Consider the following 23,048-nt stretch of genomic DNA (forward strand, 5'->3'; position numbering starts at 1 on the left):
GATGCTTAAAAAGGCGTGGTGGAATTACATCATACCACCCATACCGCCCATTCCACTCATACCACTCATATCAGGCATAGCTGGTTTGTCTTCTTTTATATCGCTAACTGTTGCTTCTGTTGTAAGAAGTAAACTTGCAACACTAACCGCATTTTGTAAAGCAACTCTAGCAACTTTTACAGGATCTATAATTCCTGCTTCAAACATATTTACATACTCGCCTTTTGCTGCATCAAAGCCGTAGTTTTCATCTTTATTTATCTCAACTGCATTTGCTACAACGCCAGCATCAAAACCAGCATTTTCTGCTATTTGTCTAAGTGGGGCACGAAGAGCTCTTTTTACTATATCAGCACCTATTGCTTCATCGCCGCTTAAATTTAGATTGATTTTTGATCCAGCTTTTATGATAGCTGCACCGCCACCAATTACTATACCTTCTTCAACGGCTGCTTTTGTTGCACTTAGTGCGTCATCAACGCGGTCTTTTTTCTCTTTCATCTCTGTTTCAGTTGCTGCACCAACTTTTATAACAGCAACACCACCGCTAAGTTTTGCTAATCTTTCTTGTAATTTTTCTCTATCATAATCGCTTGTTGTTTCAGCAATTTGAGCTTTTATTTGATTAATTCTTGCATCAATTGAAGCTTTTTCGCCTTTACCATTTACTATAGTTGTGTTGTCTTTGTCTATTACAACTCTATCAGCTTCACCAAGATCGCTAATGCCCGCACTTTCAAGTGTTCTTCCAAGCTCTTCGCTAACTACTTCTCCGCCTGTTAAGATAGCTATATCTTCAAGCATTGCTTTTCTTCTATCGCCAAAACCAGGAGCTTTTACGGCAGATATATTTAAAACACCTCTAAGTTTGTTTACAACTAGTGTAGCAAGTGCTTCACCCTCGATATCTTCAGCTATTATAAGAAGCGGTTTTCCTGATTTTTGAACTTGCTCTAAAACAGGTAGTAAATCTTTTAAATTTGTTATCTTTTTATCAAAAAGCAATATATATGGATTGCTTAGCTCAACTGTCATTTTTTCTGAGTTTGTAATGAAATACGGGCTTAAATATCCTCTATCAAATTGCATACCCTCAACAACATTTAGCTCATCATTGATTGATTTCGCTTCTTCAACTGTTATAACGCCATCTTTACCAACTTTTTCCATAGCATCAGCTATAAGTGATCCAACAGCCTCATCTGAATTTGCAGAAATTGTAGCAACTTGTGCTATCTCTTTTTTATCTTTTACTTTTTTTGACATATTTTTAAGCTCAGCTATGATTGCCTCAGCAACTTTGTCCATACCTCTTTTTACTTCGATTGGATTTGCACCAGCTGTTATATTTCTAAGACCTTCTTTGAATATAGAGTGAGCTAAAACTGTCGCAGTTGTTGTGCCATCTCCTGCTTGATCATTTGTTTTGTTTGCTACTTCTTTTACAAGACCTGCACCCATATTTTCTATAGTATCTTTTAGCTCTATCTCTTTTGCAACGCTAACGCCATCTTTTGTAATAGCTGGAGCGCCAAAGCTTTTTTGTATAAGCACATTTCTACCTCTTGGCCCCATTGTTACTTTAACTGCGTCATTAAGTTTTTTTACACCATCATAAAGTCTATTTCTTGCGTCATCTGAAAAAATTATCTCTTTTGCCATCTTTTTCTCCTTATTTTATAATACCTAAAACATCATCAATGCTTAAAACTAAATATTTTTTATCATCTAAAGTTATCTCGGTTCCGCCATATTTTGCGAATACAACTTTATCACCTTCTTCTACACCATCAACTTCTTTGCTAACAGCAATTACTTTTCCGCTTAAAGGTTTTTCTTTAGCATTATCGGGTATAATGATACCTGTAGCAGTTGTGTTTGTTTCTTCTACGCGTTCTATTAAAACACGTTTACCGAGTGGTTTGAATTTCATTTCGTTTCCTTTGTTAAAATAAATTTATTAGCACTCTTTTACTTTGAGTGATGAAATTATATGATAATTTTTGTGAAATGTCAATAGCTAAATAAAAAATTATCATATAATTTTAGTCATATACACTAAAGTTATATGATATAAATCATTAAATTAAAGGGTAAATATGAAAAAAATATTTTTGATTTTAGGTAGCGTTATCGCTTTGTTAATACTTCTAATTATGTTTTTATTTTCTAGCACAGGAAATAATATAATCAAACCATATGTTGAGAAAATGATAAAAGAAAAGAGCGGATATGATGTAAAATTTGAAACATTTAGGATCGGTTTTTCTGATTTAAATTTAAAAGGCGATATAAATAAAGAGATATTTTTAAATTTAAATGGACCTTATTCTATATTTTCAAGAAGTTTTGATGTTGAATATAAAGTAGATATAAAAAATTTAAAAAGCTTTGGACTTGAGCTTAATGAAAATATGAATTTATATGGTAAAGTAAGTGGAAATATAAATAATTTCAACGCAAATGCAAGTGGAAAATTTTTAGATAGTGATGTAAAAATAATGGCAAATATCATAGATATGAAGCCATATACTTTAAAAATAGATGCAAATGGATTAAATTTAGCCAAAGCCTTACCTCTTGCCAAACAGCCATTATATGCCTTTGGTAGTGTTGATATAAATGCAGATATTCAAAACGCACAAGGTAAAGCTACCATAAATGCAAAAGATATAAGATTGAACGAAAAAGTTTTTAAAAATGATTTAAATATATCTTTGCCTCAAAATACTATGCTAAGCGGCATTAGCGAGTTAAAAATGCAAGGCGAAACTATAAATGCTAAAACATATTTAAACTCAAATTTAAATTTAGAAGCAAGTGCTAAAAACACAACTATAAATTTAAAAACAAAACATATAGATAGTGATTTTGATATAAAATTAAATGATCTTTCCAAGCTTGAACCATTTACTAAACAAAAATTGATTGGAAATTTAGACATACTTGGTGCTATTAGTATAGAAGATAAAAAATTATCACTTTTTGATGCAAAAGTTTTAGGTTTAGATGGAGATATAAAAGCAAATGTAAAAGATGAAAATTTGCAAATCAAGCTTAAAGATGTTAGTTTGTCAAAAGTTTTAAAAATGCTAAATCAACCAAATTTATCTAGCGGAAAAATAAATGCAGACATAAGCTCAAATATAAGCTTTAACGATGTAAGCGGAGCTGCAAATATAAAAGAAGCTCTTTTAAATAAAACACAACTAGATAGCATAACTGGTAAAAATTTTCCAAACAATCTAACATATAATTTTGATATGAATTTTGATAAAAAAGATGACGCTATAAAAGCAAAAGCAAATTTAGATAGTAAAATTGCAAAATTTGATATAAAAAATACAACTATAAAAAATGGTGAAGTTAGCTCAGATTATACTTTAAATATTTCTGATTTAAATGAATTATCATTTTTAACAAATACAAAATTAAAAGGAAATTTTGTTGCAAATGGAAGTACAACTATACAAAATGGAAAATTTTTAACATCATTAACTTCAAATTTTCTTAATGGAAATTTAAAAATAGATATAAAAAATGACAATTTTAACAAAACTGGTTTTGACGCCTTGATACTAACTTCAAATTTTAAAAATTTTGATATGAAAAAACTAACAGATATGCTAGGATATAAACATATATATGATGGCATTGGAAATGCTAGTTTTAACTATGATTTAAACAAAGCTTATGGAAGCTTTTCTTTAGATATAAATGATGGTGCGATAGCTAGTAATGAGTTTATAAATATATTAAAAGCTTTAAGTCAAGGTAGTTTTGAAGCAGCTGTTTTTGATAAGACTGATGTAAACGGAACTATAAAAAGCAATATTGTAAATTTTGATGCATGGATTGGAAATAGCGGAAAAAGCGGTAAAAAAAGTAAAGGTTCATTTAATATAGATGATGGAAATATAAATTTAATTACATCTAAAATTTATATACCAGTAAGGGGAAATATAGAAAAAACAGATATATCTATAGATATAACAGGAACTACAAAAGAGCCTAAATATAATGTAAGTTCGCAGTATTTAAAGTCAAAATTCTCAAGAAAACTTAACAAGGGGTTAGATAAACTTTTTGGTACAAATAGTGTAGATACTAATAATACTACAAATTTAGATCAAAATGCCTCATCAAAAGATGTGGCAAAAGATGCGATTAAAGGTATTTTAAAAGGGCTATTTTAGTTCTTTATCTAATAATTTAATTTTATCTAGAGCCAAATTTGCCGAGTGCAAGGCATTTTTACTAAGTCCTTCTTTAAAGTCTAAAACATTTTCAAGAAGGACTGAAATACCTAAAAATATAGTTTTTAAGCATATTGTTCTAAGATAGCTCAGTAAAACTGGAGCAGGCAGATTATGCGTTGAATATATATATGTTTTTTCATCGCTAATATCTAAAAATTCGCTTACACCTTCTTTAAAACCACTCATAGCATCAGCTACTACTAAAATATCTGGAGCGAAATTTCTAATAGCTTCAAACTCATTTTCTGGCACATCTTCGCCATAAAATACTTTCCAATCTTTTAGTTCTTTTTCTACTAATTTTCCTAAATATAAAGCTATTCCATCATCACCTCTTAGGCTATTTCCTATGCATAAAAGTGCTTTTTTCATATAAAACCTTATTTTAAATTTAGAAGTAAGTTTATCTAAAAAACTAAAAAATAGTTTTAAATTATAAATTATTTTAATAAAATATTAAATTTTTAATAGTATATTTTCACGAAATTTTTAAATAAGGATATAAATAATGAAAAATATGGGAGAACCAAAAATAAAAATAGTTGCAATGCCAAGCGATACGAATCCAGCTGGAAATATATTTGGCGGATGGATTATGTCTCAGATAGATTTAGCTGGAGCTATAGCAGCAAGAGAGTTGGCACCTGAGAGAGTTGTTACTATTTCTATGAAAGAAGCTGTTTTTAATGAGCCTGTTTATATAGGCGATATCGTTAGTTGCTATGCAAAAGTAGTTAGTGTCGGTAGAACTTCTATAACAACAGTTGTAAAAGTAGTTGTTCAAAGATTAACTAAAGAAAATACAACAATTTGCGTTCCAGTAACTACGGCAGAAGTTGTATATGTAAGTGTAAATAAGGCTGGCGAGAAAAAACCTATAGACGATGATTTAAAAAGACTTCACGGATTTTAAAAGCTATCCCAAAAAGAGATAGCTTTGAGTTTATTTAATTTCTATTTTTTTACTTTGAGATGTAATTTCAGCTTTTGGCAAGAAAATCTCTAGCACACCATCTTCTTGTTTTGCTTGAATGTTGGCAGTATCTATATCTTTTGATATACTAAAACTTCTTTCAAATTTACCAAAAAAACTCTCTGTTTTGTGATATTTTTCATCTTTTTGTTCGCTTTTAAATTTTCTTTCGCCAGATATTTTCAAAATACCATCATTTAATTCTATATTTACATCTTCTTTTTTAATTCCAGGAAGATCAACTTCTATGTTATAACCTTTTTCATCTTCTCTTAAATTTACCATAGGTTTGAAGTTTTCACTTCTATTTACCATAGAAAAAAATCCATCTTCAAACGGATTTAAACTAAACAACGGGCTGTAATTTGTAACTTTCATTTTATTCTCCTTTATTTTATTTATTTAATTAAGTTGAGCGTATTATACTAAATATTTTTATATTTGTCAAGTATTTTTTAGCACTTTATATATATAAGTGCTAAAAAATAGTATAAATTATCCTTTTTATCAATTATTTATCAAAATTTAAATATGATTACAAATTATTTTATAAAAGGAAAATTATGATAGATCAAATTTTTAGAGAATACGATATAAGAGGCGTATTTAATGATGATTTAAATGAGAGCTGTGTTAAGTTAATAGGGTTAAAACTCGGTAAAATCATGCAAGAAAAAGGTGTAAAAACGCTAAGTATAGGATATGATGCAAGACTTAGCAGAAATGATCTTTTTTCTTGGCTTGTTAGCGGGCTTAAAAAAAATGATATAAAAATTTTTGATATAGGAATGGCTCCAACACCTGTTGGTTATTTTAGCGTTTTTAGTGAAAAATTTGATGCAAATATTATGATAACAGGATCTCATAATCCAAAAGAATACAATGGATTTAAGATTACAATTTTTAAAGATAGTTATTTTGGCAAAGATTTGCAATATCTTAAAAACTTGGTAATCGATGCTTTAAATCAAAATTTAGATAAAGATATAAAAATAGATGCAAATATAGAAAAATACGATATTTTAAGTGAATATATAAATTTCTTTGTAAAAGAATTTTCTCATTTAAAAGACTTTAAAATTCCTTTTGTGGCCGATTGTGCAAATGGAGCTGCCGGTATAACTCTTGGTGAAATTTGTAAAAGATTAAATTTAAACTCAACTATTCTTTATGAAAAACCAGATGGAAATTTCCCAAATCACCATCCAGATCCAACTATACAAGAAAATTTAAAAGATGTAAAAAAATATATGTCAGAAAATAACTTAAATTTAGGTATAGCTTTCGATGGAGATGCTGATAGAGTTGCAGTTTTAACGCCAATTAGAGATATCAAAGGAGATGAGCTTGCTTGTCTTTTTACTCTAAATATGAAAAATCCAAGAGTTTTAGGAGAGGTAAAATGCTCTAAGATTATGTTTGATTATATAGACAAAATAGGCAAAAGCTTCATAGGAAAAACTGGGCATAGTAACATAAAAAAAGCTATGAAAGAGCTAAACATAGATTTAGCAGCCGAAGTTAGCGGGCATATATTTTTCAAAGAGAGATATTTTGGTTTTGATGATGCAATGTATGCTATGATGAGGGTTTTAGAACTTGTTTATCTTGGGTATAATTTAGATGATGAACTTGATAAACTACCAAAACTTTATAGTACAGATGAAATAAAAGTAAAAACAAGCGAAGAGAATAAATTTAAAATCATAGAAATTTTAAAAGATAAAATAAAAAGTGGCTTAAAAGATCTTCCGCCGATAAAAGAACTTATAGAAATAGATGGCATAAGAGTTCATTTTGATGAAGGCTGGGCGTTAGTAAGAGCGTCAAATACCACTCCTGTTTTAGTTACTAGATTTGAAGCAAACTCAAAAGAGTTTTTAGAAAAAATGCAAAAAATATTTAGTTTAGTTTTAGATGATATAAAATCTAGTTTATAAATTTAGTTTAGTAAATTTGGATAAGTTTTGTTAGATAAAGTTTTAGAAATTTTAAAAACATCAAATCTGTTTTTAACGGGTGGTGGTGGTGTTGGAAAGAGTTATTTGGTTTTAGAAATTATAAAACATTATCAAAAAAACTCAAAAAAAGTTATAGTACTTGGAAGCACCGGTATAAGTGCAGTTGGCATAGGTGGAGTTACTCTTCATAGTTTTTTTAAGATAGGAATTTGTTCAAATTATGAAGAGTTAAAAATTTATGATAAGAAAAATAAACAGAAATTAAAAGAATTAAATGAAATTTTAAAGAGTTGTGATCTTATAGTTATAGATGAAATTTCTATGGTTTCAGCCGATATTATGGAACTTATTTATTATCGCATTGCAAATAGCGAATTTAATGGTAAGTTTATATTAGTTGGAGATTTTTATCAACTTCCGCCAGTGAAAAAGCAATCATTAAATACCCTTTTTGATTTAACTTACGCTTTTTCATCCAATGCTTGGAATAATTTAAATTTAGTAAATATCGAACTTTGTGGCTCAAAAAGAACAGATGATAAAATATTTTATGATTTTCTTTCAAAGCTAAGAGTTGGAAATGTCGGGGTTAATGAGATAATTTATCTCAAATCTTTTTTAAAAAATAATATAAATTACGATGATTCAAGTGTGCTTTTTGGGACTAATGCCGAAGTTGATAAACTAAATATGATAAAACTTCAAAGCATTGATTCTCAGCTTGAAATCTCTAGCGGTTATTTTGAAATTTACGATGAAAATTTAAATGAAAATATATTGCAAAAGTGGATAAATAACCTAAATATAACAGATGAGTTAAAAATAAAAATAGGTGCAAAAATCATATTTACTACAAATAAATGGGGTGAGTTTTTTAATGGTCAAAGAGGCGAGATAGTTGATATCATTAAAAATTACGATACTATAGATTTTGTTAAAGTTTTGATGGAAAATGGAAATACCATAGATATCATTAGGCAAAAATATGATTTAAGTGAATATGCCTTTGATGGTAATGAAATGAAAGAAAATGTAAGAGCCAGTTATTTTCAGTTTCCTTTCAAATTAGCTTATGCTATAACTATACACAAATCACAAGGAATGAGTATAAATAATCTTACTTGTAATCTTGATAAAATTTTTGTCTCAGGACAGCTTTATGTGGCACTTTCTCGCTCTAGTAATCCAAAAAATTTAAAAATAATTTTTAATAGAAGTGAAAACTTTGAAAATTATATTAAAAAAAATGCTACAATAAATTCCGAAGTTGCTAATTTTTATGCAAAAAATAGCTTTATAAATTTATAGGAGTTATTATGAAAGTTTTATTTTGCCTTTTAGTTTTTTTGTCTTTTAGTTTTAGCGAGGGGATAAATATAGAAAATTTTGAAACAAATTTATACTCAAAAGCTGGAAAAAACAACATTAGAAAAGTTTCTTTGAGTGTTGAACTTATAGGAAGAGATCTGATGGAAAATAAAGGTAAAATTTTAGATAGTATAAATGTTATCATAAGTAGCTATTTTGTAGAAGATATAATGACTTCCAAAGGTAAAGAAAACTTTAAAAATATGGTTTTAGAATACGCTAGAAAGCGATATAATGTTGATTTAGAAGCCATGTATATCATAGAATTAAAAACCATAAGCGAGCCAAGTATGGATGAGATAATAGCTGCTATTAGATCAACTGACATTTGTAAAACTATGGAAAATAAACAACCGCATAATCCACCTCAAACTATACAAAATTTAGAACAAAAACCAAATCAAAGCGAATTTTACAATGGCGGTAATAGCACACAAAGTCCAAATTTAAAAGAATATGATATCACCAAAGATCCAAATTTCGGTAAGGATTTTGGAGAAAATTAATTTTTAACTATATCGTAGTTATCTGGAATATTTGGAATAAAATCATTCCTATCTATAGAAATATCTTTTTGTGTATTGCTTAGCTTTATTTCTACAAAATTATCTAATTTATCTTTATATGTGATAACGCTTGGAAGTGAGTTTTGAAATTTAACTTTATAAGTTATTCCATCGTGGATTGCTTGATATTCATCTGCTGATATTTTTTTTGCACTTTTTAAAATTTTAGTTAAATTTGGACTATCTTTTAAGCTTGAAACTATAACTTGCTCTAAATCAGGTTCAACAATCATAACTTTATCATAACCAAAATATATCGTTTTATTTGTTGGTTCTATGTAGTTCCAAACAGCTTTATTATCATCTGTTGCACTAAAGCTTCCTTTATAAATAATCTTTGCTTTACCACTTGTTACTGTTTGTATAAAGTCGCTTTTTAAGCTCATAAAATCAAGATCATTTGCAAAAACCATAGCACAAAATACAAATAAGATAGATATTTTTTTCATTGTAGATGCCTTTTAAATTTGAAGCAAATACTATCATTAAAAATTAAACAATAAATAAAATAAACTATGATAGAATATTAGCTTAAATTTAAAAAAAGGTGTTTATATAATGATTTCAGCAATTAGAAAAGTTTTTGGAACAAAAAATGATAGAGAAGTAAAAAAATATTTTTCAAAGATAAAAGCCATTAATGCTTTAGAATCAAAATATCAAAATTATAGCGATGATGAGCTAAAATCAACTTTTAATGCTTTAAGAGAAGATATAAAAAATGGTAAAAAAACTCAAAATGAAGTTTTAAATGATGTTTTTGCCATAGTTAGAGAATCATCAAAAAGAGTTTTAAATATGAGGCATTTTGATGTTCAACTCATCGGAGGCATGGTTTTAAATGACGGAAAGATTGCTGAGATGAAAACAGGCGAGGGTAAGACTTTGGTGGCTACACTTCCTGTTGTTTTAAATGCAATGAGTGGCAAGGGCGTTCATGTTGTTACTGTAAATGATTATCTTGCCAAAAGAGACGCACAGCAAATGGGTGTTTTATATAACTTTTTGGGGCTTAGTGTTGGTGTTGTATTAAATAGTATTCACGATGACAAAAGTAGGCAAGAAGCTTATGGTGCTGATATAACTTATGGAACAAATAACGAGTTTGGTTTTGATTATCTCCGTGATAATATGAAATTTTCAGCAGATCAAAAAGTCCAAAGAGAACACAATTTTGTAATAGTTGATGAAGTTGATAGTATTTTAATAGATGAAGCAAGAACACCGCTAATAATATCTGGTCCAACAAATAGAACTTTAGATGGATATATAAGGGCAAATGAAGTTGCAAAACAAATGATAAGGGGCGAAGCTCCCAAAACTCCAGAGGAAAAAGCAACTGGGGATTTTACTATAGATGAAAAAAACAAAACCGTAATGATAACAGAAGAAGGCATTACAAAAGCAGAAAAACTTTTTGGGGTAGAAAATCTTTATAGTTTAGATAATGCAATCTTAAGCCATCATTTAGATCAAGCATTAAAAGCTCATAATATATTTCACAAAGATGTTGATTATGTAGTAAGAAACGGGGAAATAGTAATAGTTGATGAATTTACAGGAAGACTTAGTGAGGGGAGGCGTTATAGCGAGGGTCTTCATCAAGCACTAGAAGCAAAAGAGAGTGTTAAAATTCAAGAAGAAAGCCAAACTTTAGCTGATATTACTTTTCAAAATTATTTTAGACTTTATGAAAAACTTTCTGGCATGACAGGAACAGCACAAACCGAAGCTACTGAGTTTTCTCAAATTTATGGATTAGATGTTATATCCATTCCGACAAATGTGCCTGTTATAAGAAAAGATCAAAATGACCTTATTTATAAAACAGAAAGAGAGAAATTTGAAGCAGTTATAAAAGAGATAAGAAGGGCAAATTCAAACGGGCAGCCGGTTTTAGTAGGAACTGCTTCTATTGAAAAAAGTGAAAAACTTCATGAACTTTTGGTTAAAGCGAAAATTCCTCACTCAGTTTTAAATGCTAAAAACCATGAAAAAGAAGCCGAGATTATAATGGATGCAGGTGCAAAAGGTGCTGTAACTATAGCTACAAATATGGCAGGACGCGGTGTTGATATTAAGATAAGTGACGAAATAAAAGCTCTTGGCGGACTTTATATCATAGGAACAGAAAGGCATGAAAGTAGAAGGATAGATAATCAACTTCGAGGTCGTTCCGGTCGTCAAGGTGATCCGGGAGAGAGCAGGTTTTATCTAAGCTTAGAAGATAATTTGCTTAGAATTTTTGGAAGTGATAAGATAAAAAACATCATGGAAAGACTTGGTATCAAAGATGGAGAACATATAGAATCAAAAATGGTTACAAGAGCTGTTGAAAATGCTCAAAAGAAAGTTGAAAGTTTGCATTTTGAGTCAAGAAAACATATATTAGAATATGATGATGTTGCAAATGAACAAAGAAAAACCATATATAGATATAGGAATGAACTTCTTGATGAAAACTATGATTTAAGTGATAAAATAAAATTAAACAGATCAGAGTATATAGCCAATGTTTTAGATAACTTAGAAATTTTCCATGGAAGCATAAAAGATAATTTTGATATAGATGGTGTTGTAAGTATAATAGAAAATGATTGTGGCACACATATACAAAAAGAAGATTTGTTGGGACTTGATTATGATGATTTAGCTCAAAAAATAAATGAAATTTTAGAACAATCTTATGAAGCAAAAATGAGCTTTATTGATATGGAGCAAAGAAAACATATAGAAAAAGTGCTTTATTTGCAAGTTGTTGATACAGCTTGGAGAGAACATTTGTATCAAATGGATGTTCTAAAAACTGGCATAGGTTTGAGAGGATATAATCATAAAGATCCTTTAGTAGAGTATAAAAAAGAGAGTTATAATCTTTTTATGGAGCTTGTTAATAGGCTTAAATTTGATAGCATAAAATCTCTTCAAATAGTTCAGTTTAAAACAAGAGAAGATATAGAAGCAGAAGAAGCATTGAGAAAACTTGAAGAAAAAAATGAAGATATCAAATTTAATAAAGACGAAGAACAGCAAGAAACTAACTCAAAAAGACAGCCAATTGTAAATAAAGAAAGAAAAATTCGCAGAAATGAGCCTTGCCCTTGTGGAAGCGGCAAAAAATATAAAGATTGTTGTGGAAAAAGTGGTCCTAAAAAAGGTCTTTTTGCTTAATGGTAAAATATCTTGTTTTTAAATATTTAAGATTTGATAAAACCCAGCCTTTTATAATGCTTAGTGCATTACTCGCTTTTCTTGGTGTTGCTATAGGGCTTATGGTGTTAATAATAGCAATGGCTATAATGAATGGTTTTGATAAAGAATTTGAGAGAAAACTTTTTACCATGAATTATCCCATAACTATAATTAGCCTTACAAAAGGCGGTATAAATGATGAAAATGTCAATGAGTTAAGAAGTAAATTTACAAATCTCAAATTTAGTCCATATATCACAACTCAAGGTGTTGCAAAATACGGCGATAGACTAGAAGGGGTTGCAGTATTTGGCGTAGATTTCAAATACGAAAAAGATATAAATAAAGTTGTAAATGATGCTATAAAAGATATAAAATTTGACGAATTTGATGCACTTATAGGTAAAGGGCTTAGTGATATGTTTTTATTATCGCAAAATGATAAAATCACGCTAATTTTTACCAAAGCCGATGCTGGTGGATTTTCTATCATGCCAAAGATAAAAAGGTTTGATGTAAAATCAACATTTAGATCAGGTCTTATAGCGTATGATAAAAGCTATGTGTATGTTACAAATCAAGCTTTGCAAAAAGTTTTAGGATATGAAAGTGGAATTTATGATGGAATTCATGTTTATTCAAAAGATCCATTTAATGATATAAAAACTATAAAATCACAACTTCCTCAAAATGCAAGGGCTATAGGTTGGTGGGAGCAAAATGGCAACTTTTTTTCAGCCCTAAAGCTTGAAAAGAGGGCACTTTTTATAGTTTTAATGCTTATAATACTAGTTGCTTCTTTAAACATAATAAGTTCTCTTCTTATGACAGTTATGAATAGAAGGCAAGAAATCGCTCTTCTTTTAGCTCTTGGCGCAAGTAAATCTGAGATAAAAAAAAGCTTTTTTTTTCTTGGTAGTGTAATAGGGGGCGGAGGTATAATCATAGGCGTTTTACTGGGACTTTTTGGAGTTTGGTTGCTTGGAAGTTTTGATATAGTAAATTTGCCAGCAGATGTTTATGGAAGTTCAAAATTACCTATGGAGCTTTCTATTTTGGATTTTGTTATGATAGTTGTTGGAGCCATAATAATAGTAGCTGTTTCATCGTATTATCCTGCAAAAAAAGCAACACAAGTCGATGTTTTGCAAACTCTTAGAAATGAGTAATAAAAGATAAAATAATTTATCATATTAAGATAAAAGTATCTTATTTTCAAGCACTAGAGTAAAATACTTCATTTTTAAAGAGTGATGATAAAAGAAATTATTTAAGATATTTTATAACAAATCGATGCCCCGCCAAGAAACAAAAATATTTTTATACAACTAAAATATAAATAACGATGAATCTGTTGTTTTAGACTAGCAAGGGTTTTTCTATTTTTGTATTTATTTAAGTTTTTTAAATTTTAAAAGTAAAATATATATTTTGGCGGGTAGGGTAGGCTAAAAGTTTATTAATTAGTTTAAAAGCATAAAAAACCACATTGATACTCCTATCATATCACCAATAGAGTGGGCTACAAAAAATGGAACCAAATTTTTAATCCTGCCATATAAAAGATAAAAGATATATCCTAAAACAAATCCTATTACAAAAGCTGTTTCAACTCCTTGATAAGTGTGAAAACTAAATCTAATAATTAAGCTATATAAAAAAGCAAATTTAATATACTCTTTTTTAACAAAAAGGCAAATTCCTAAGAAAAAAATCTCTTCAAAAAAACCATTTATCAAAGCAAACAAAATGATAGACATATCAAATTTAACTAAATTTACAGCATCAGCTTTTAAATTAATAGGCTCCAAAAAACAACTAATTAAAATAAAATATAAATCAAAAATAGTAGCTATAAAAATAAAAATTAAAATACCTTGAAATAGAGCTTTTAGGTTAAATTTAATCCTATTTGTGAAAACACTAAAATCAAATTTCCTAAATTTAAGATAAAAATAAACTAAAACTAGATAGAAAAATTCAGTTAAAATGGCTATATAGTTATCACTTGGTGAAAAACTTAAATTTTCATCTAAACTAACCATTTCATTTGATAGGGCAAAATACTGCAAAGTTGAGCTATAAATCGCGAGAAAAAACATAATAAAAGTGATGATTAAAATATCAAACCATCTAAGAGTAGTAATTTTATTCAAACAAATTCCTTAAATTTTTCGAAGCATTTTATCAAAAATTTAGTAAATAAATTCTCCAATCTTAAATTTATTTAAATTATTTTATACATATTATTAACATTAAATTTATATGGATAAGTTTTTATAATTCAAAAAGTAAAGTTTCAAATTTACCTAAAATAAGAGCTTTGAAAATTATCAAAAGAGAGTAAATTTACAAATATAAAAAAGTTTGAAAATTATAGTTTTCAATATAAAATATAAAATAAGTTACGATTTTACCTTTTATCTAATTATAAATAGTAAAATAAAATGTATTAAAATACTGATATCATATAAGATAAATTTCTATGCACTTTTCAAAACAAATTTAAAGATATTTAATGTATAATATTGTTTAAATTTAACAAGGTGTTTTATGAAGTTTAAATTAGATTGCAAAGAGGATTTTAACTCATCCCTACTCTTTTGGCTTACAAGATATGTTAAATTTAAGATAAGCTCTCTTTCTAATAAAGACTTAAGGGATCAAAAAGCTTTAGCATCAGTAAATTACTCTCTTACAAAAGGTGTTGAAAATATACACGAGCTTGATGGGCTTGTAAAAAAAGCAAGAAATGCTGGCATTGGCGGCGTAAATACTTATTTTAATCCACTTAAAAAGATATATGAACAACTTTTGATTTACAATTTAGATAGTTTAAAACAGATTGATGAAGAGTTATTAAGTGAAATTCTAGCAAGTGCAACAGGAGCATTAAGCGATGCTAGTAAAAAAAACTATAGGATAAGCGTTATAAATTTTTTTAGTTTTTTAGATAAACAAAATGAAGAAAATGGCTCTGCTCATATTTTTGATATAGAGCTTAAAAACTGGGGTGGTATTAGTGGAAATAGTGGCAATAAACTGCCTGAATATATGAGCGAAGATGAAGCCAAAAGATTTTTAAATGCAATCGATGAGAGTGATTTTAAAACAAATACCCCTAGAAACAGATGTATCATAAAACTTATTTTATTTACTGGAATTAGGGTTAGTGAGGCTTTAAATTTAAAAAGAAAAGATATCGTAGAAGATGGCGATCTTTTTGTCATAAGGATAAGAGGCAAAGGCAATAAATACCGCATTGTTATGATAAAACAACACTTGATAAGTGAGTATTTAAATTTACTTGAAACAAATTATAACAACAAAGAAGGTTTTCTTTTTATAAATAAAAATGGCGGTCGTTTAACACAAGCTTATGTAAGTAGGATTGTAGAGCAAATTTTATTTAAAGCCGGCATTAGAAAAGAAAAAAATGGCGCTCATATGCTTCGCCACACTTTTGCTACAATGCTTTATAAAAAACAAAAAGACTTAGTTTTGATACAAGAAGCTTTGGGACATGCTAGTTTAAATACATCTAGAATTTATACCCATTTTGACTCACAAAAGCTAAAATTAGCAGCAAAAATTGCAGAAGATTTAAATGAACAATAAATATAAAATAAAGTTAAATTTATATAAAATATCAAATTCATTTTACTATGTAGGTTTTAAATTTGAGTCCAGATAGATCACTTTTTTATGTTTGCTCTTTGCTTATTACAATAGGTATAATTTTTTCTTTTTCTTTGCCTATATATTTTGTTGCAAGAAATGATTACCCGATGTATCACTTTTTATTAAGGCAGTTTGTAGCTGGAAGTTTATCTATATTTATAATGTGGTTTTTATCTAGGCTTGATCCAGATAAGTGGCTTTTTAGGATAGGAGTTTTATTTTTTATAATTTTTACTATTTTAATGATTTCGATGCCTTTTATGCCCTCTTCTATCGCTAGAGTTGTAAATGGTGCAAAAAGATGGATTCATACTCCATTTTTTGCCATATCACCTGTTGAATTTTTTAAAATAGGTTTTATATATTGTCTTGCATGGAGTTTTTCAAGAAAGATTGATGGTAGTAAAAAAAGCTTTAAAACCGAGATAAAAATTTTGATACCTTACATACTTTTATTTTTATTTTATGTATTTTTAATAGCTTTTATGCAAAATGATCTCGGACAAATTGCCGTTTTAGCCGTTATACTTATATTTTTGGCACTTTTTGCAGGAACTAGTTTCAAGCTTTTTATGATGGGTTTTATCCTTTCTATTGGAGTTGCAGTTGTTGCGATATTATCCACAAGCCATAGGCTTAATCGTATAATAAACTGGTGGGCTTATGCTCAAGATATTTTTTTAAAGTTTTTGCCTGATGATTTGGCCAGTCATTTAAGAGTGGAAGTTGTATTAGAGCAAACCGGACAAGTTGCAAATTCACTAAATGCTATCAAATATGGCTCTATTTACGGACAAGGTTTTGGTTTTGGAAGTTATAAACTTGGTTTTTTGCCAGATGTTCATACAGACTTTGTGCTTGCTGGGATTAGCGAAGAGATAGGATTTGTTGGTTTTAGCTTTATTGCTTTTTTAATGTTTATAGTTATATTTTTGATACTTAAAATTTCTGCAAGAAGCGAAAATAAGGTTTATCATCTATTTTCTTTGGGTATTGCTCTTATGATTTTTACAGCTTTTATAATAAACTCTTATGGTGTAAGCTCTATAATCCCGCTTAAAGGAATTCCTGTGCCATTTTTAAGCTATGGGGGTAGCTCACTTCTTGCAACAAGTATTGGTATTGGAATGGTTTTGATGCTTGCAAAGAAAACTTCAAAAAAGGTTAGAGATGATAGCAATTAGCGGTGGCGGAACTGGCGGGCATTTGATTATAGCTAAAACTCTTTGCGAAGAGTTAAATAAAAGAGGCGAAAAAACTATTTTTATAGGTTCGCAAAACGGACAAGATAAACTTTGGTTTGAAAATGACAATGGTTTTAGGCATAAATATTTTTTACCAAGTAGTGGAGTTGTGGATAAAAAAGGCTTTTCTAAGCTTTTTTCTTTATTAAATACTATAAAACTTTCATTTAAATGTATGAGTATTTTTAGAGAGCATAGCATAAAAAAAATAGTTTGTGTTGGTGGATATAGTGCCGCTCCTGCTGCATTTGCTGGAATTTTAACAAAAAAAGAAATTTATATACACGAGCAAAACGCAGTTACTGGAAAGTTAAATAAATTTATAAAAAAATTTGCCAAAAAGTTTTTTAGTTCTTATGAGGGTAAATTTTATAGTTATCCTGTAAATTTGAAGTTTTTTGAATCCGCAAGAGTGCGAAATGAGCTAAAAACTATAATGTTTTTAGGCGGCTCTCAGGGGGCTAAATTTATAAATTCTCTAGCATTAGAATTAGCTTTAAGCCTAAAAGAAAAAAATATAAAAATAATCCATCAGTGTGGCTTGAGAGAATTTGATGAAATAAAACAAAAATACGAAAAACTTGGAGTAGAAGCTGAAGTTTTTGCTTTTTCCAAAAATATAGAAGAAAGTATGAAAAAAGCAGATCTTTGCATAAGTAGAGCTGGGGCAAGTTCGCTTTGGGAACTTTGTGCAAACAGGCTTCCTTGTATTTTTATACCTTTTCCATTTGCCGCTAAAAACCATCAGTTTTATAATGCCAAGTTTTTATATGAAAAAAATCTTTGTGTTTTAATAGAGCAAAAAAATGTAGATAAAAACACTGTTTTACGACACATTGACAATATAAATTTAGCCAAAATTTCTAGCGGATTAGCAAATATTATAGAAAAAAATGGAGCCAAAATAATAGTTGATGAAATTTTGGCTTAACTTAGCTAAACGCTAAATTTATTTAAATCATCTTCTAAATTTTTAGTTACTAAGTTTAGTTTGTTTGCTATATCAACTAGTTGTTTTGAAATGGCTTGATTTTTGTTGCTTATTTCAACCGAATTTTTAGCTTCTTGTAAAAACTCTTTTATAAAAGATGATATTTCTATAATCTTTGATTCTATTTCTTTTGCTATCTCTATGGCATTTTGAGTAGTTTGTTCAGATATTTTAGCTTTAGATGATAGCTCATTTGCATTTTCATTTAATTTATTCATTCCATCTACATTTTCCTGTAACGATGAATAAAGCGAATTGATATTTTTTATGATACTTTGTGTATTTGTATTTATATTTATTATGGATTCTTGCGTTTTTTCGGCTAATTTTCTAACTTCATCAGCAACTACCGCAAACCCTCTACCCTCGCTTCCGGCACGAGCAGCTTCTATGGCAGCATTAAGTGCTAACAACTCAGTTTGCTCTGCGATATCGCTTATTATATCTATTATATTTTTCATATCATTTGTTTGAGAAACTATGACTTGCAAGCTATTTGATATGTCTTGTTCTTTTAAACTTGCTAGGTTTATGTGATTATTTACTACCAAGAGTAAATTTAACATATTTGATAACTCATTTAATGAATCTTTATTTAGTTTATCTGCTTTTTTTGCAAGCTTTGATGAAGTAACTAGAGTTTCATCTATATTTTTAGCTATATCATATGATGCTTTGCTCTGCTCTCTTCCTTTATTTGAGCTAACAAGTAGAGTATTTGAACTATCATTTAACAATAATGTTTGATCTTCTACATCTTTTGCACTAGTTTTGGCAGTAGAAATGATTTTTTGGATGCTGGATATAAAAGAGTTTATATTTTGGCAACTCTGCCCTATTTCATCACTACTTTTTATACTTATTCTAGCACTTAAATCGCCATTTCCACTTGATAAATTTTTTGCCTTACTAAGAAGTTCTAGTATCGGTTTTATAACAACTTTTTTCAAAACAAAAATCAAAATGGCTATTGTGATAACAAAAGCTATTAATATTATTAATATAAATTTATATGAGTTTTTTGCTATATCATCATCTATTTTATCATAAGAATATGATAAATCCATAACCCCTAAAACATCTCCTTTTTTAGAAGATGTATGACACATAAGACACTCATCTTTTGCCAAAAATGGTCTTACAAGCCTTAAATGAGAGCTTCCATTATCATCTTCGGATTGTAAATTTAGATTATTTGGCTTGATAAACTGATTTTTTATTATTTCATCATTTAATACAATTTCTTTTAATCCAAAAGTTTCTATAACTGCTTTTGATGGGTATATGTTTAAATTTTCAACACCTTTTATACTACTAGCTTCATTTACAGTTTTTTCTATGATGGCTGGATCTCCTGTATTCATAGATGTTTTTACTGTTTGATATATGGACATACTTAACATATTTAAGTTATCCTCACTAGCATTTCTAGTAAAATTATAAAACTCTCTTTGTATCATAATAAAAAGAATAAAAAAGCTTACAAAAAGAACAATAACCATACTAATGATAATTTTTTTATTAATTGTGTTTAACTTAAACAAATTTTTACCTTATATTAATTTTTTATAAACCATTATCTTATCAAAAGTATTCTTAATTTTAAATTGTAGTGTAATAAAAACAGAACTTATTTAAATGAAATGTAGTTTATTTTGGGTATTTTAATTACAATATAAATAAATATTGTAATTAAAATAATTCATTTATAAATTAAACTAAATTTAAATGATATTTAGTTTAATTTCTTCGTTATTTATAATGCAAATTTTTGCATCTAAAATATTTTTTGCGATATTTTTTGCCTCACTAAGAGAGTGCATTTCGTAGCTACCGCATTGATATTTGTTTAGCTCGGGTATATCATTTTGTGTTTTTACATCTAAAACATCTTTCATACTTTTACTCCAAGCATTTATAACTTCTTCTTCACAAGGTATGCCTATAAGACTCATATAAAAGCCAGTTCTACATCCCATAGGCGAAATATCTATAATTTCAACACTATTTGAATTTAAATGCTCTCTCATAAAACCTGCAAAAAGATGCTCTAATGTATGCATTCCTTTTGGTGGCAAAATATCTACATTTGGTTTGCAAAATCTAAGATCAAAAACACTTATATCATCACCTTTTGGCGTTTTCATTGTTTTAGCAAGCCTAACTCCTGGTGCATTCATTTTTGTGTGATCAACTTTAAAACTATCTAAAAGTGGCATTTTTTATCCTTTTTATAATGTATTAAATATCCTATCTCCAGCATCGCCAAGTCCAGGAACTATGTAACCTTTTTCGTTTAATTTTTCATCAATAGCTGCCAAATAAACATCAACATCTGGATAAATTTTGCTAAATTTCTCAATTCCTTGCGGTGCTGCTATTAAAGATATAAATTTAATGTCTTTAACGCCTTGCTCTTTTAAGTGCTTAACTGCACTTATAGCAGTAGAACCTGTTGCAAACATAGGATCTATTATGATGACTATATTTTTTTCAACATCTTTTGGCAATTTTGAGTAGTAAAATTCAGCTTGTAATGTTTTTTCATTTCTTTGAAATCCTAAAAAACCAACACTAGCATCTGGAATAAGCCTAAATACACCATCTAGCATACCAAGTGCAGCTCTTAAAATAGGACAAATAGTTACTTTTGTTTTTAGTTTTTTTGATTTTGTTTCGCAAATTGGAGTTTTTATAGTTGTGTCTTTTAGTTCAAAATCACTACAAGCTTCAAACAACATCAAATAAGTTATCTCATCAACTAATAAGCGAAACTGAAAAGGATCTGTGTTTTTATCTCTTAAAAAACTTAGTTTATGTTCAATTAATGGATGTGATATAAGTTTAATATTTTTCATTTTATACCTTAAAATTTAATAAATTTTAAGGTATTATATCAAAATTTAAATTCGCTTTGACTGAAAAATATTCAAAGTTTATTTTAAATAACTTCCTTGTGGAGTAGGCGTTGTTTGTATATCTTTATTTTCGTTTTTTGCACCACTTTTTTGCAAAGCATTTGGACCTTTTAGATAAGCGATTATAGAACCAAGTTCTGGATTTGAAGTTTTAAATGCAACTGGTCTCATAAGATCTCTATAATTTCCGCCATGATCGCTATCTACTTGATAGGCTCTAAAAGAAGATTCTATCTCTTCTGCACTTATTTGGCTTAATTTCTTAGATGTTCCCATAGCTCTTTTTGTGCCTTTTTCTCCATGACAGCTAAAACAGTTTGCTTTATATAGCTCTTCTCCCCTATTAACATCGTATGCATAGTTTGTATTTACACCAAAACTAATCCCGCCGCCAGTAGATGCCGGTGCTTGTGAGCGTTCATAAGTGTTTATGCTTACATTTTGATCTTTAGCATATTTTTGTATCAAATTTTGAAGCTCTTTTCCAAATTCACCTTTAGCTTCTATAACATAAGTTTCTGCAGCAAAAACAATGTTTGATAAAAGCAACAAAGAGGCAATATGTAAAATTTTTTTCATACAGTAAATCCTTTTTTAAATTTAAAAAGTAAGATTATATCAAAAAAAGGCTAATAATTAGAAATATCATTTAAAGCACCAAGTAAATAATCCAGATCATCTTTATTGTGCGTGTAATGTAATCCTATCCTAACAAAGCCGGGACGCTCTTTAAAATATCCATCATCTTGTAAATTTAATAAATCATGACCATATGGACCAGCACAAGCACACCCTGCTCTTGCTTGGATGCCAAATTTATTGCTTAAAATTTCTGTTATATCATAAGGAGATTTATCTTTAAAATTAAAAGAATAAATAGGCAATCGTGATTGATTTTTTGGATAATATGTAATGATATTTTTTATACTTTCAAATTTTGGCTCAAAATAACTTTTAAGTTCTAACTCTTTATTTTTTATATTTTCAAATCCTAACTGATTTCTTATCCTATAAGCAAGATGAGCCCTTATAAGCTGTATTATACCAGGTGTTCCGCCCTGCTCTAGTTGCTCTTTATCATGAATAAAACTTTGCGAAATTCTACTTACATATGAAACAGTGCCGCCTCCTGCAAAAGTTGGAAGATTGCTTTTGCAAAGTTCTTTTTTTATTATAAGCAAACCAGAGCTTCCAATGCCTCCTATTAATTTATGAGGAGATAAAAACATAGCATCATAAAAATTACAATCTAAATTTCCATATGGGCTATAAGTAGAGCTATCAAGAGCCAAAATGCCGTTGTATTTTTTAACAAGCCTATATATTTCTTTATAGTTACTAAAAATTCCAGTAACATTTGAAGAGACATTAAAACTCGCAATTATCTCTCTATTTTGATTTTTTTTAAGCACATCTTCAAGCATATTCATATCGACATTTTTATTATTATCAAATTTTATTCTAACACACTCACAAAGTGCCAATCTCGCACTCACTTCATTTGAATGATGTTCATAAGGGCCAACTATAAAAAGAGGTATATTTTTTATGTCGCTATTTTTTAGATTTAGTCTATTTCTTAGCATTGGTGGAATATAAATTCCAAGCAATTCTTGAAATTTTTTCATAGCCCCGCTTGAGCCGTATCCACAAGGCATAAGGTAAAATTCATCATTTAACTCAAGTAGTTTTTTAAGCTCTCTTCTGGCTTTTTCATAATGCTGTGTTGTGGTTCTTGCACAACTTGAACATTCAGAGTGTGTGTTTGCATATGTTAAAAGTATCGATGAAATTTGCTCTTCTACGCTTTTACAAGCAAGTCCGGAGGCCGTAAAATCAAAATAATAAATTCCATCTTTTAAAATAATATCTTTTTTTAAATCTTCAAAAGTCAA

General features: G+C 28.8%; 20 protein-coding genes and 2 pseudogenes. 10 read left to right on the forward strand and 12 right to left on the reverse strand.

Annotated elements, in window-relative coordinates; all coding sequences use genetic code 11:
* Nucleotides 1-24: 24 nt before the first annotated feature.
* Nucleotides 25-1,662 carry a chaperonin GroEL gene (gene groL, locus CSPT_RS04280; protein ID WP_089182463.1) on the reverse strand — a complete coding sequence of 546 codons (1,638 nt, stop codon included), beginning with the start codon at nt 1,660-1,662 and terminating at the stop codon, nt 25-27.
* A 10-nt stretch (nt 1,663-1,672) separates the two neighbouring features.
* A complete protein-coding gene (gene groES, locus CSPT_RS04285) occupies nt 1,673-1,933 on the reverse strand; it encodes a co-chaperone GroES (protein ID WP_089182464.1) in 261 nt (86 codons plus the stop codon).
* 166 nt (nt 1,934-2,099) lie between these two features.
* Between groES and CSPT_RS04290 the strand changes: the two genes are divergently transcribed.
* Nucleotides 2,100-4,196 carry an AsmA family protein gene (locus CSPT_RS04290; RefSeq protein WP_089182465.1) on the forward strand — a complete coding sequence of 699 codons (2,097 nt, stop codon included), beginning with the start codon at nt 2,100-2,102 and terminating at the stop codon, nt 4,194-4,196.
* Here CSPT_RS04290 and CSPT_RS04295 read toward each other — a convergent pair.
* A complete protein-coding gene (locus CSPT_RS04295; RefSeq protein ID WP_089182466.1) occupies nt 4,188-4,631 on the reverse strand; it encodes a hydrogenase maturation protease in 444 nt (147 codons plus the stop codon). The two genes, CSPT_RS04290 and CSPT_RS04295, sit on opposite strands and share 9 nt — an antisense overlap.
* Before the next feature lie 136 nt (nt 4,632-4,767).
* Here CSPT_RS04295 and CSPT_RS04300 point away from each other — a divergent pair, with 136 nt between their 5' ends.
* On the forward strand, nt 4,768-5,172 hold the full coding sequence (locus CSPT_RS04300; RefSeq protein ID WP_089182467.1) for an acyl-CoA thioesterase: 405 nt from the start codon (nt 4,768-4,770) through the stop codon (nt 5,170-5,172).
* A 30-nt stretch (nt 5,173-5,202) separates the two neighbouring features.
* Here the strand turns inward: CSPT_RS04300 and CSPT_RS04305 are convergent, their stop codons facing one another.
* Nucleotides 5,203-5,610 carry an Hsp20/alpha crystallin family protein gene (locus CSPT_RS04305; protein WP_089182468.1) on the reverse strand — a complete coding sequence of 136 codons (408 nt, stop codon included), beginning with the start codon at nt 5,608-5,610 and terminating at the stop codon, nt 5,203-5,205.
* Between the two features lie 185 nt (nt 5,611-5,795).
* Between CSPT_RS04305 and CSPT_RS04310 the strand changes: the two genes are divergently transcribed.
* Genes CSPT_RS04310 through CSPT_RS04320 form a run of 3 tightly spaced genes read left to right on the forward strand, consistent with a single transcriptional unit; the run spans nt 5,796 to nt 9,067 of the window.
* Complete coding sequence (locus tag CSPT_RS04310) at nt 5,796-7,172, forward strand: phosphomannomutase/phosphoglucomutase (RefSeq protein WP_089182469.1); 1,377 nt, start codon at nt 5,796-5,798, stop codon at nt 7,170-7,172.
* A gap of 27 nt (nt 7,173-7,199) precedes the next feature.
* Entirely contained in the window at nt 7,200-8,501 is a 1,302-nt protein-coding gene (locus CSPT_RS04315; protein WP_089182470.1) for an ATP-dependent DNA helicase, read from the forward strand.
* 8 nt (nt 8,502-8,509) lie between these two features.
* On the forward strand, nt 8,510-9,067 hold the full coding sequence (locus tag CSPT_RS04320) for a flagellar basal body-associated FliL family protein (protein ID WP_089182471.1): 558 nt from the start codon (nt 8,510-8,512) through the stop codon (nt 9,065-9,067).
* On the opposite strand, the gene lolA is transcribed toward CSPT_RS04320, so the two are convergent.
* Complete coding sequence (gene lolA, locus CSPT_RS04325; protein WP_089182472.1) at nt 9,064-9,576, reverse strand: LolA-like outer membrane lipoprotein chaperone; 513 nt, start codon at nt 9,574-9,576, stop codon at nt 9,064-9,066. The two genes, CSPT_RS04320 and lolA, sit on opposite strands and share 4 nt — an antisense overlap.
* Nucleotides 9,577-9,685: 109 nt before the next feature.
* On the opposite strand from lolA, the gene secA reads away from it, so the two are divergent.
* Both secA and CSPT_RS04335 read left to right on the forward strand, forming a co-directional pair.
* A complete protein-coding gene (gene secA, locus CSPT_RS04330; RefSeq protein WP_089182473.1) occupies nt 9,686-12,298 on the forward strand; it encodes a preprotein translocase subunit SecA in 2,613 nt (870 codons plus the stop codon).
* Nucleotides 12,298-13,488 carry an ABC transporter permease gene (locus tag CSPT_RS04335; protein WP_089182474.1) on the forward strand — a complete coding sequence of 397 codons (1,191 nt, stop codon included), beginning with the start codon at nt 12,298-12,300 and terminating at the stop codon, nt 13,486-13,488. Before secA ends, CSPT_RS04335 begins: the two co-directional genes overlap by 1 nt.
* Before the next feature lie 294 nt (nt 13,489-13,782).
* Here CSPT_RS04335 and CSPT_RS04340 read toward each other — a convergent pair whose 3' ends face one another.
* On the reverse strand, nt 13,783-14,475 hold the full coding sequence (locus tag CSPT_RS04340; RefSeq protein ID WP_201261379.1) for a CPBP family intramembrane glutamic endopeptidase: 693 nt from the start codon (nt 14,473-14,475) through the stop codon (nt 13,783-13,785).
* A 397-nt stretch (nt 14,476-14,872) separates the two neighbouring features.
* Between CSPT_RS04340 and CSPT_RS04345 the strand changes: the two genes are divergently transcribed.
* The 3 genes from CSPT_RS04345 (at nt 14,873) to murG (ending at nt 18,175) form a co-directional block, all read left to right on the forward strand.
* Nucleotides 14,873-15,937, forward strand: coding sequence for a tyrosine-type recombinase/integrase (locus CSPT_RS04345; RefSeq protein WP_089182475.1), 1,065 nt, complete (start codon nt 14,873-14,875; stop codon nt 15,935-15,937).
* A 62-nt stretch (nt 15,938-15,999) separates the two neighbouring features.
* Nucleotides 16,000-17,184 carry an FtsW/RodA/SpoVE family cell cycle protein gene (locus CSPT_RS04350; RefSeq protein ID WP_089182476.1) on the forward strand — a complete coding sequence of 395 codons (1,185 nt, stop codon included), beginning with the start codon at nt 16,000-16,002 and terminating at the stop codon, nt 17,182-17,184.
* Nucleotides 17,171-18,175, forward strand: coding sequence for an undecaprenyldiphospho-muramoylpentapeptide beta-N-acetylglucosaminyltransferase (murG, locus tag CSPT_RS04355; RefSeq protein ID WP_089182477.1), 1,005 nt, complete (start codon nt 17,171-17,173; stop codon nt 18,173-18,175). The genes CSPT_RS04350 and murG overlap by 14 nt, the downstream gene beginning before the upstream one ends.
* A gap of 5 nt (nt 18,176-18,180) precedes the next feature.
* Here the strand turns inward: murG and CSPT_RS09470 are convergent.
* The 6 genes and pseudogenes from CSPT_RS09470 to CSPT_RS04380 form a co-directional block, all read right to left on the reverse strand.
* A pseudogene (locus CSPT_RS09470) lies at nt 18,181-18,711 on the reverse strand (methyl-accepting chemotaxis protein); the annotation flags it as partial.
* A gap of 327 nt (nt 18,712-19,038) precedes the next feature.
* Nucleotides 19,039-19,737: pseudogene (locus CSPT_RS09475) on the reverse strand (HAMP domain-containing protein); the annotation flags it as partial.
* 222 nt (nt 19,738-19,959) lie between these two features.
* The gene (gene luxS / locus CSPT_RS04365) at nt 19,960-20,454 is read right to left on the reverse strand and encodes an S-ribosylhomocysteine lyase (RefSeq protein ID WP_089182479.1); all 495 of its coding nucleotides are present in this window, start codon (nt 20,452-20,454) and stop codon (nt 19,960-19,962) included.
* A gap of 12 nt (nt 20,455-20,466) precedes the next feature.
* The gene (gene upp / locus CSPT_RS04370; protein ID WP_089182480.1) at nt 20,467-21,093 is read right to left on the reverse strand and encodes a uracil phosphoribosyltransferase; all 627 of its coding nucleotides are present in this window, start codon (nt 21,091-21,093) and stop codon (nt 20,467-20,469) included.
* A gap of 78 nt (nt 21,094-21,171) precedes the next feature.
* On the reverse strand, nt 21,172-21,732 hold the full coding sequence (locus CSPT_RS04375; RefSeq protein ID WP_089182481.1) for a c-type cytochrome: 561 nt from the start codon (nt 21,730-21,732) through the stop codon (nt 21,172-21,174).
* Nucleotides 21,733-21,782: 50 nt separating this feature from the next.
* Nucleotides 21,783-23,048: an aminotransferase class V-fold PLP-dependent enzyme gene (locus CSPT_RS04380; RefSeq protein ID WP_089182482.1), complete on the reverse strand. Its 1,266-nt coding sequence runs from the start codon at nt 23,046-23,048 to the stop codon at nt 21,783-21,785.

It is taken from the genome of Campylobacter sputorum subsp. sputorum, assembly GCF_008245005.1.
Lineage (GTDB): Bacteria > Campylobacterota > Campylobacteria > Campylobacterales > Campylobacteraceae > Campylobacter_F > Campylobacter_F sputorum.

What these genes read in the sequence shown, in the direction of transcription:
- CSPT_RS04345 (WP_089182475.1), top strand. Translation starts at nt 14,873, where the DNA reads ATGAAGTTTAAATTAGATTGCAAAGAGGATTTTAACTCATCCCTACTC.
- secA (WP_089182473.1), top strand. Translation starts at nt 9,686, where the DNA reads ATGATTTCAGCAATTAGAAAAGTTTTTGGAACAAAAAATGATAGAGAA.
- lolA (WP_089182472.1), bottom strand. Translation starts at nt 9,576, where the DNA reads ATGAAAAAAATATCTATCTTATTTGTATTTTGTGCTATGGTTTTTGCA.
- CSPT_RS04305 (WP_089182468.1), bottom strand. Translation starts at nt 5,610, where the DNA reads ATGAAAGTTACAAATTACAGCCCGTTGTTTAGTTTAAATCCGTTTGAA.
- murG (WP_089182477.1), top strand. Translation starts at nt 17,171, where the DNA reads ATGATAGCAATTAGCGGTGGCGGAACTGGCGGGCATTTGATTATAGCT.
- CSPT_RS04375 (WP_089182481.1), bottom strand. Translation starts at nt 21,732, where the DNA reads ATGAAAAAAATTTTACATATTGCCTCTTTGTTGCTTTTATCAAACATT.
- groL (WP_089182463.1), bottom strand. Translation starts at nt 1,662, where the DNA reads ATGGCAAAAGAGATAATTTTTTCAGATGACGCAAGAAATAGACTTTAT.
- CSPT_RS04335 (WP_089182474.1), top strand. Translation starts at nt 12,298, where the DNA reads ATGGTAAAATATCTTGTTTTTAAATATTTAAGATTTGATAAAACCCAG.
- CSPT_RS04295 (WP_089182466.1), bottom strand. Translation starts at nt 4,631, where the DNA reads ATGAAAAAAGCACTTTTATGCATAGGAAATAGCCTAAGAGGTGATGAT.
- CSPT_RS04300 (WP_089182467.1), top strand. Translation starts at nt 4,768, where the DNA reads ATGAAAAATATGGGAGAACCAAAAATAAAAATAGTTGCAATGCCAAGC.
- CSPT_RS04310 (WP_089182469.1), top strand. Translation starts at nt 5,796, where the DNA reads ATGATAGATCAAATTTTTAGAGAATACGATATAAGAGGCGTATTTAAT.
- luxS (WP_089182479.1), bottom strand. Translation starts at nt 20,454, where the DNA reads ATGCCACTTTTAGATAGTTTTAAAGTTGATCACACAAAAATGAATGCA.
- CSPT_RS04320 (WP_089182471.1), top strand. Translation starts at nt 8,510, where the DNA reads ATGAAAGTTTTATTTTGCCTTTTAGTTTTTTTGTCTTTTAGTTTTAGC.
- CSPT_RS04290 (WP_089182465.1), top strand. Translation starts at nt 2,100, where the DNA reads ATGAAAAAAATATTTTTGATTTTAGGTAGCGTTATCGCTTTGTTAATA.
- groES (WP_089182464.1), bottom strand. Translation starts at nt 1,933, where the DNA reads ATGAAATTCAAACCACTCGGTAAACGTGTTTTAATAGAACGCGTAGAA.
- upp (WP_089182480.1), bottom strand. Translation starts at nt 21,093, where the DNA reads ATGAAAAATATTAAACTTATATCACATCCATTAATTGAACATAAACTA.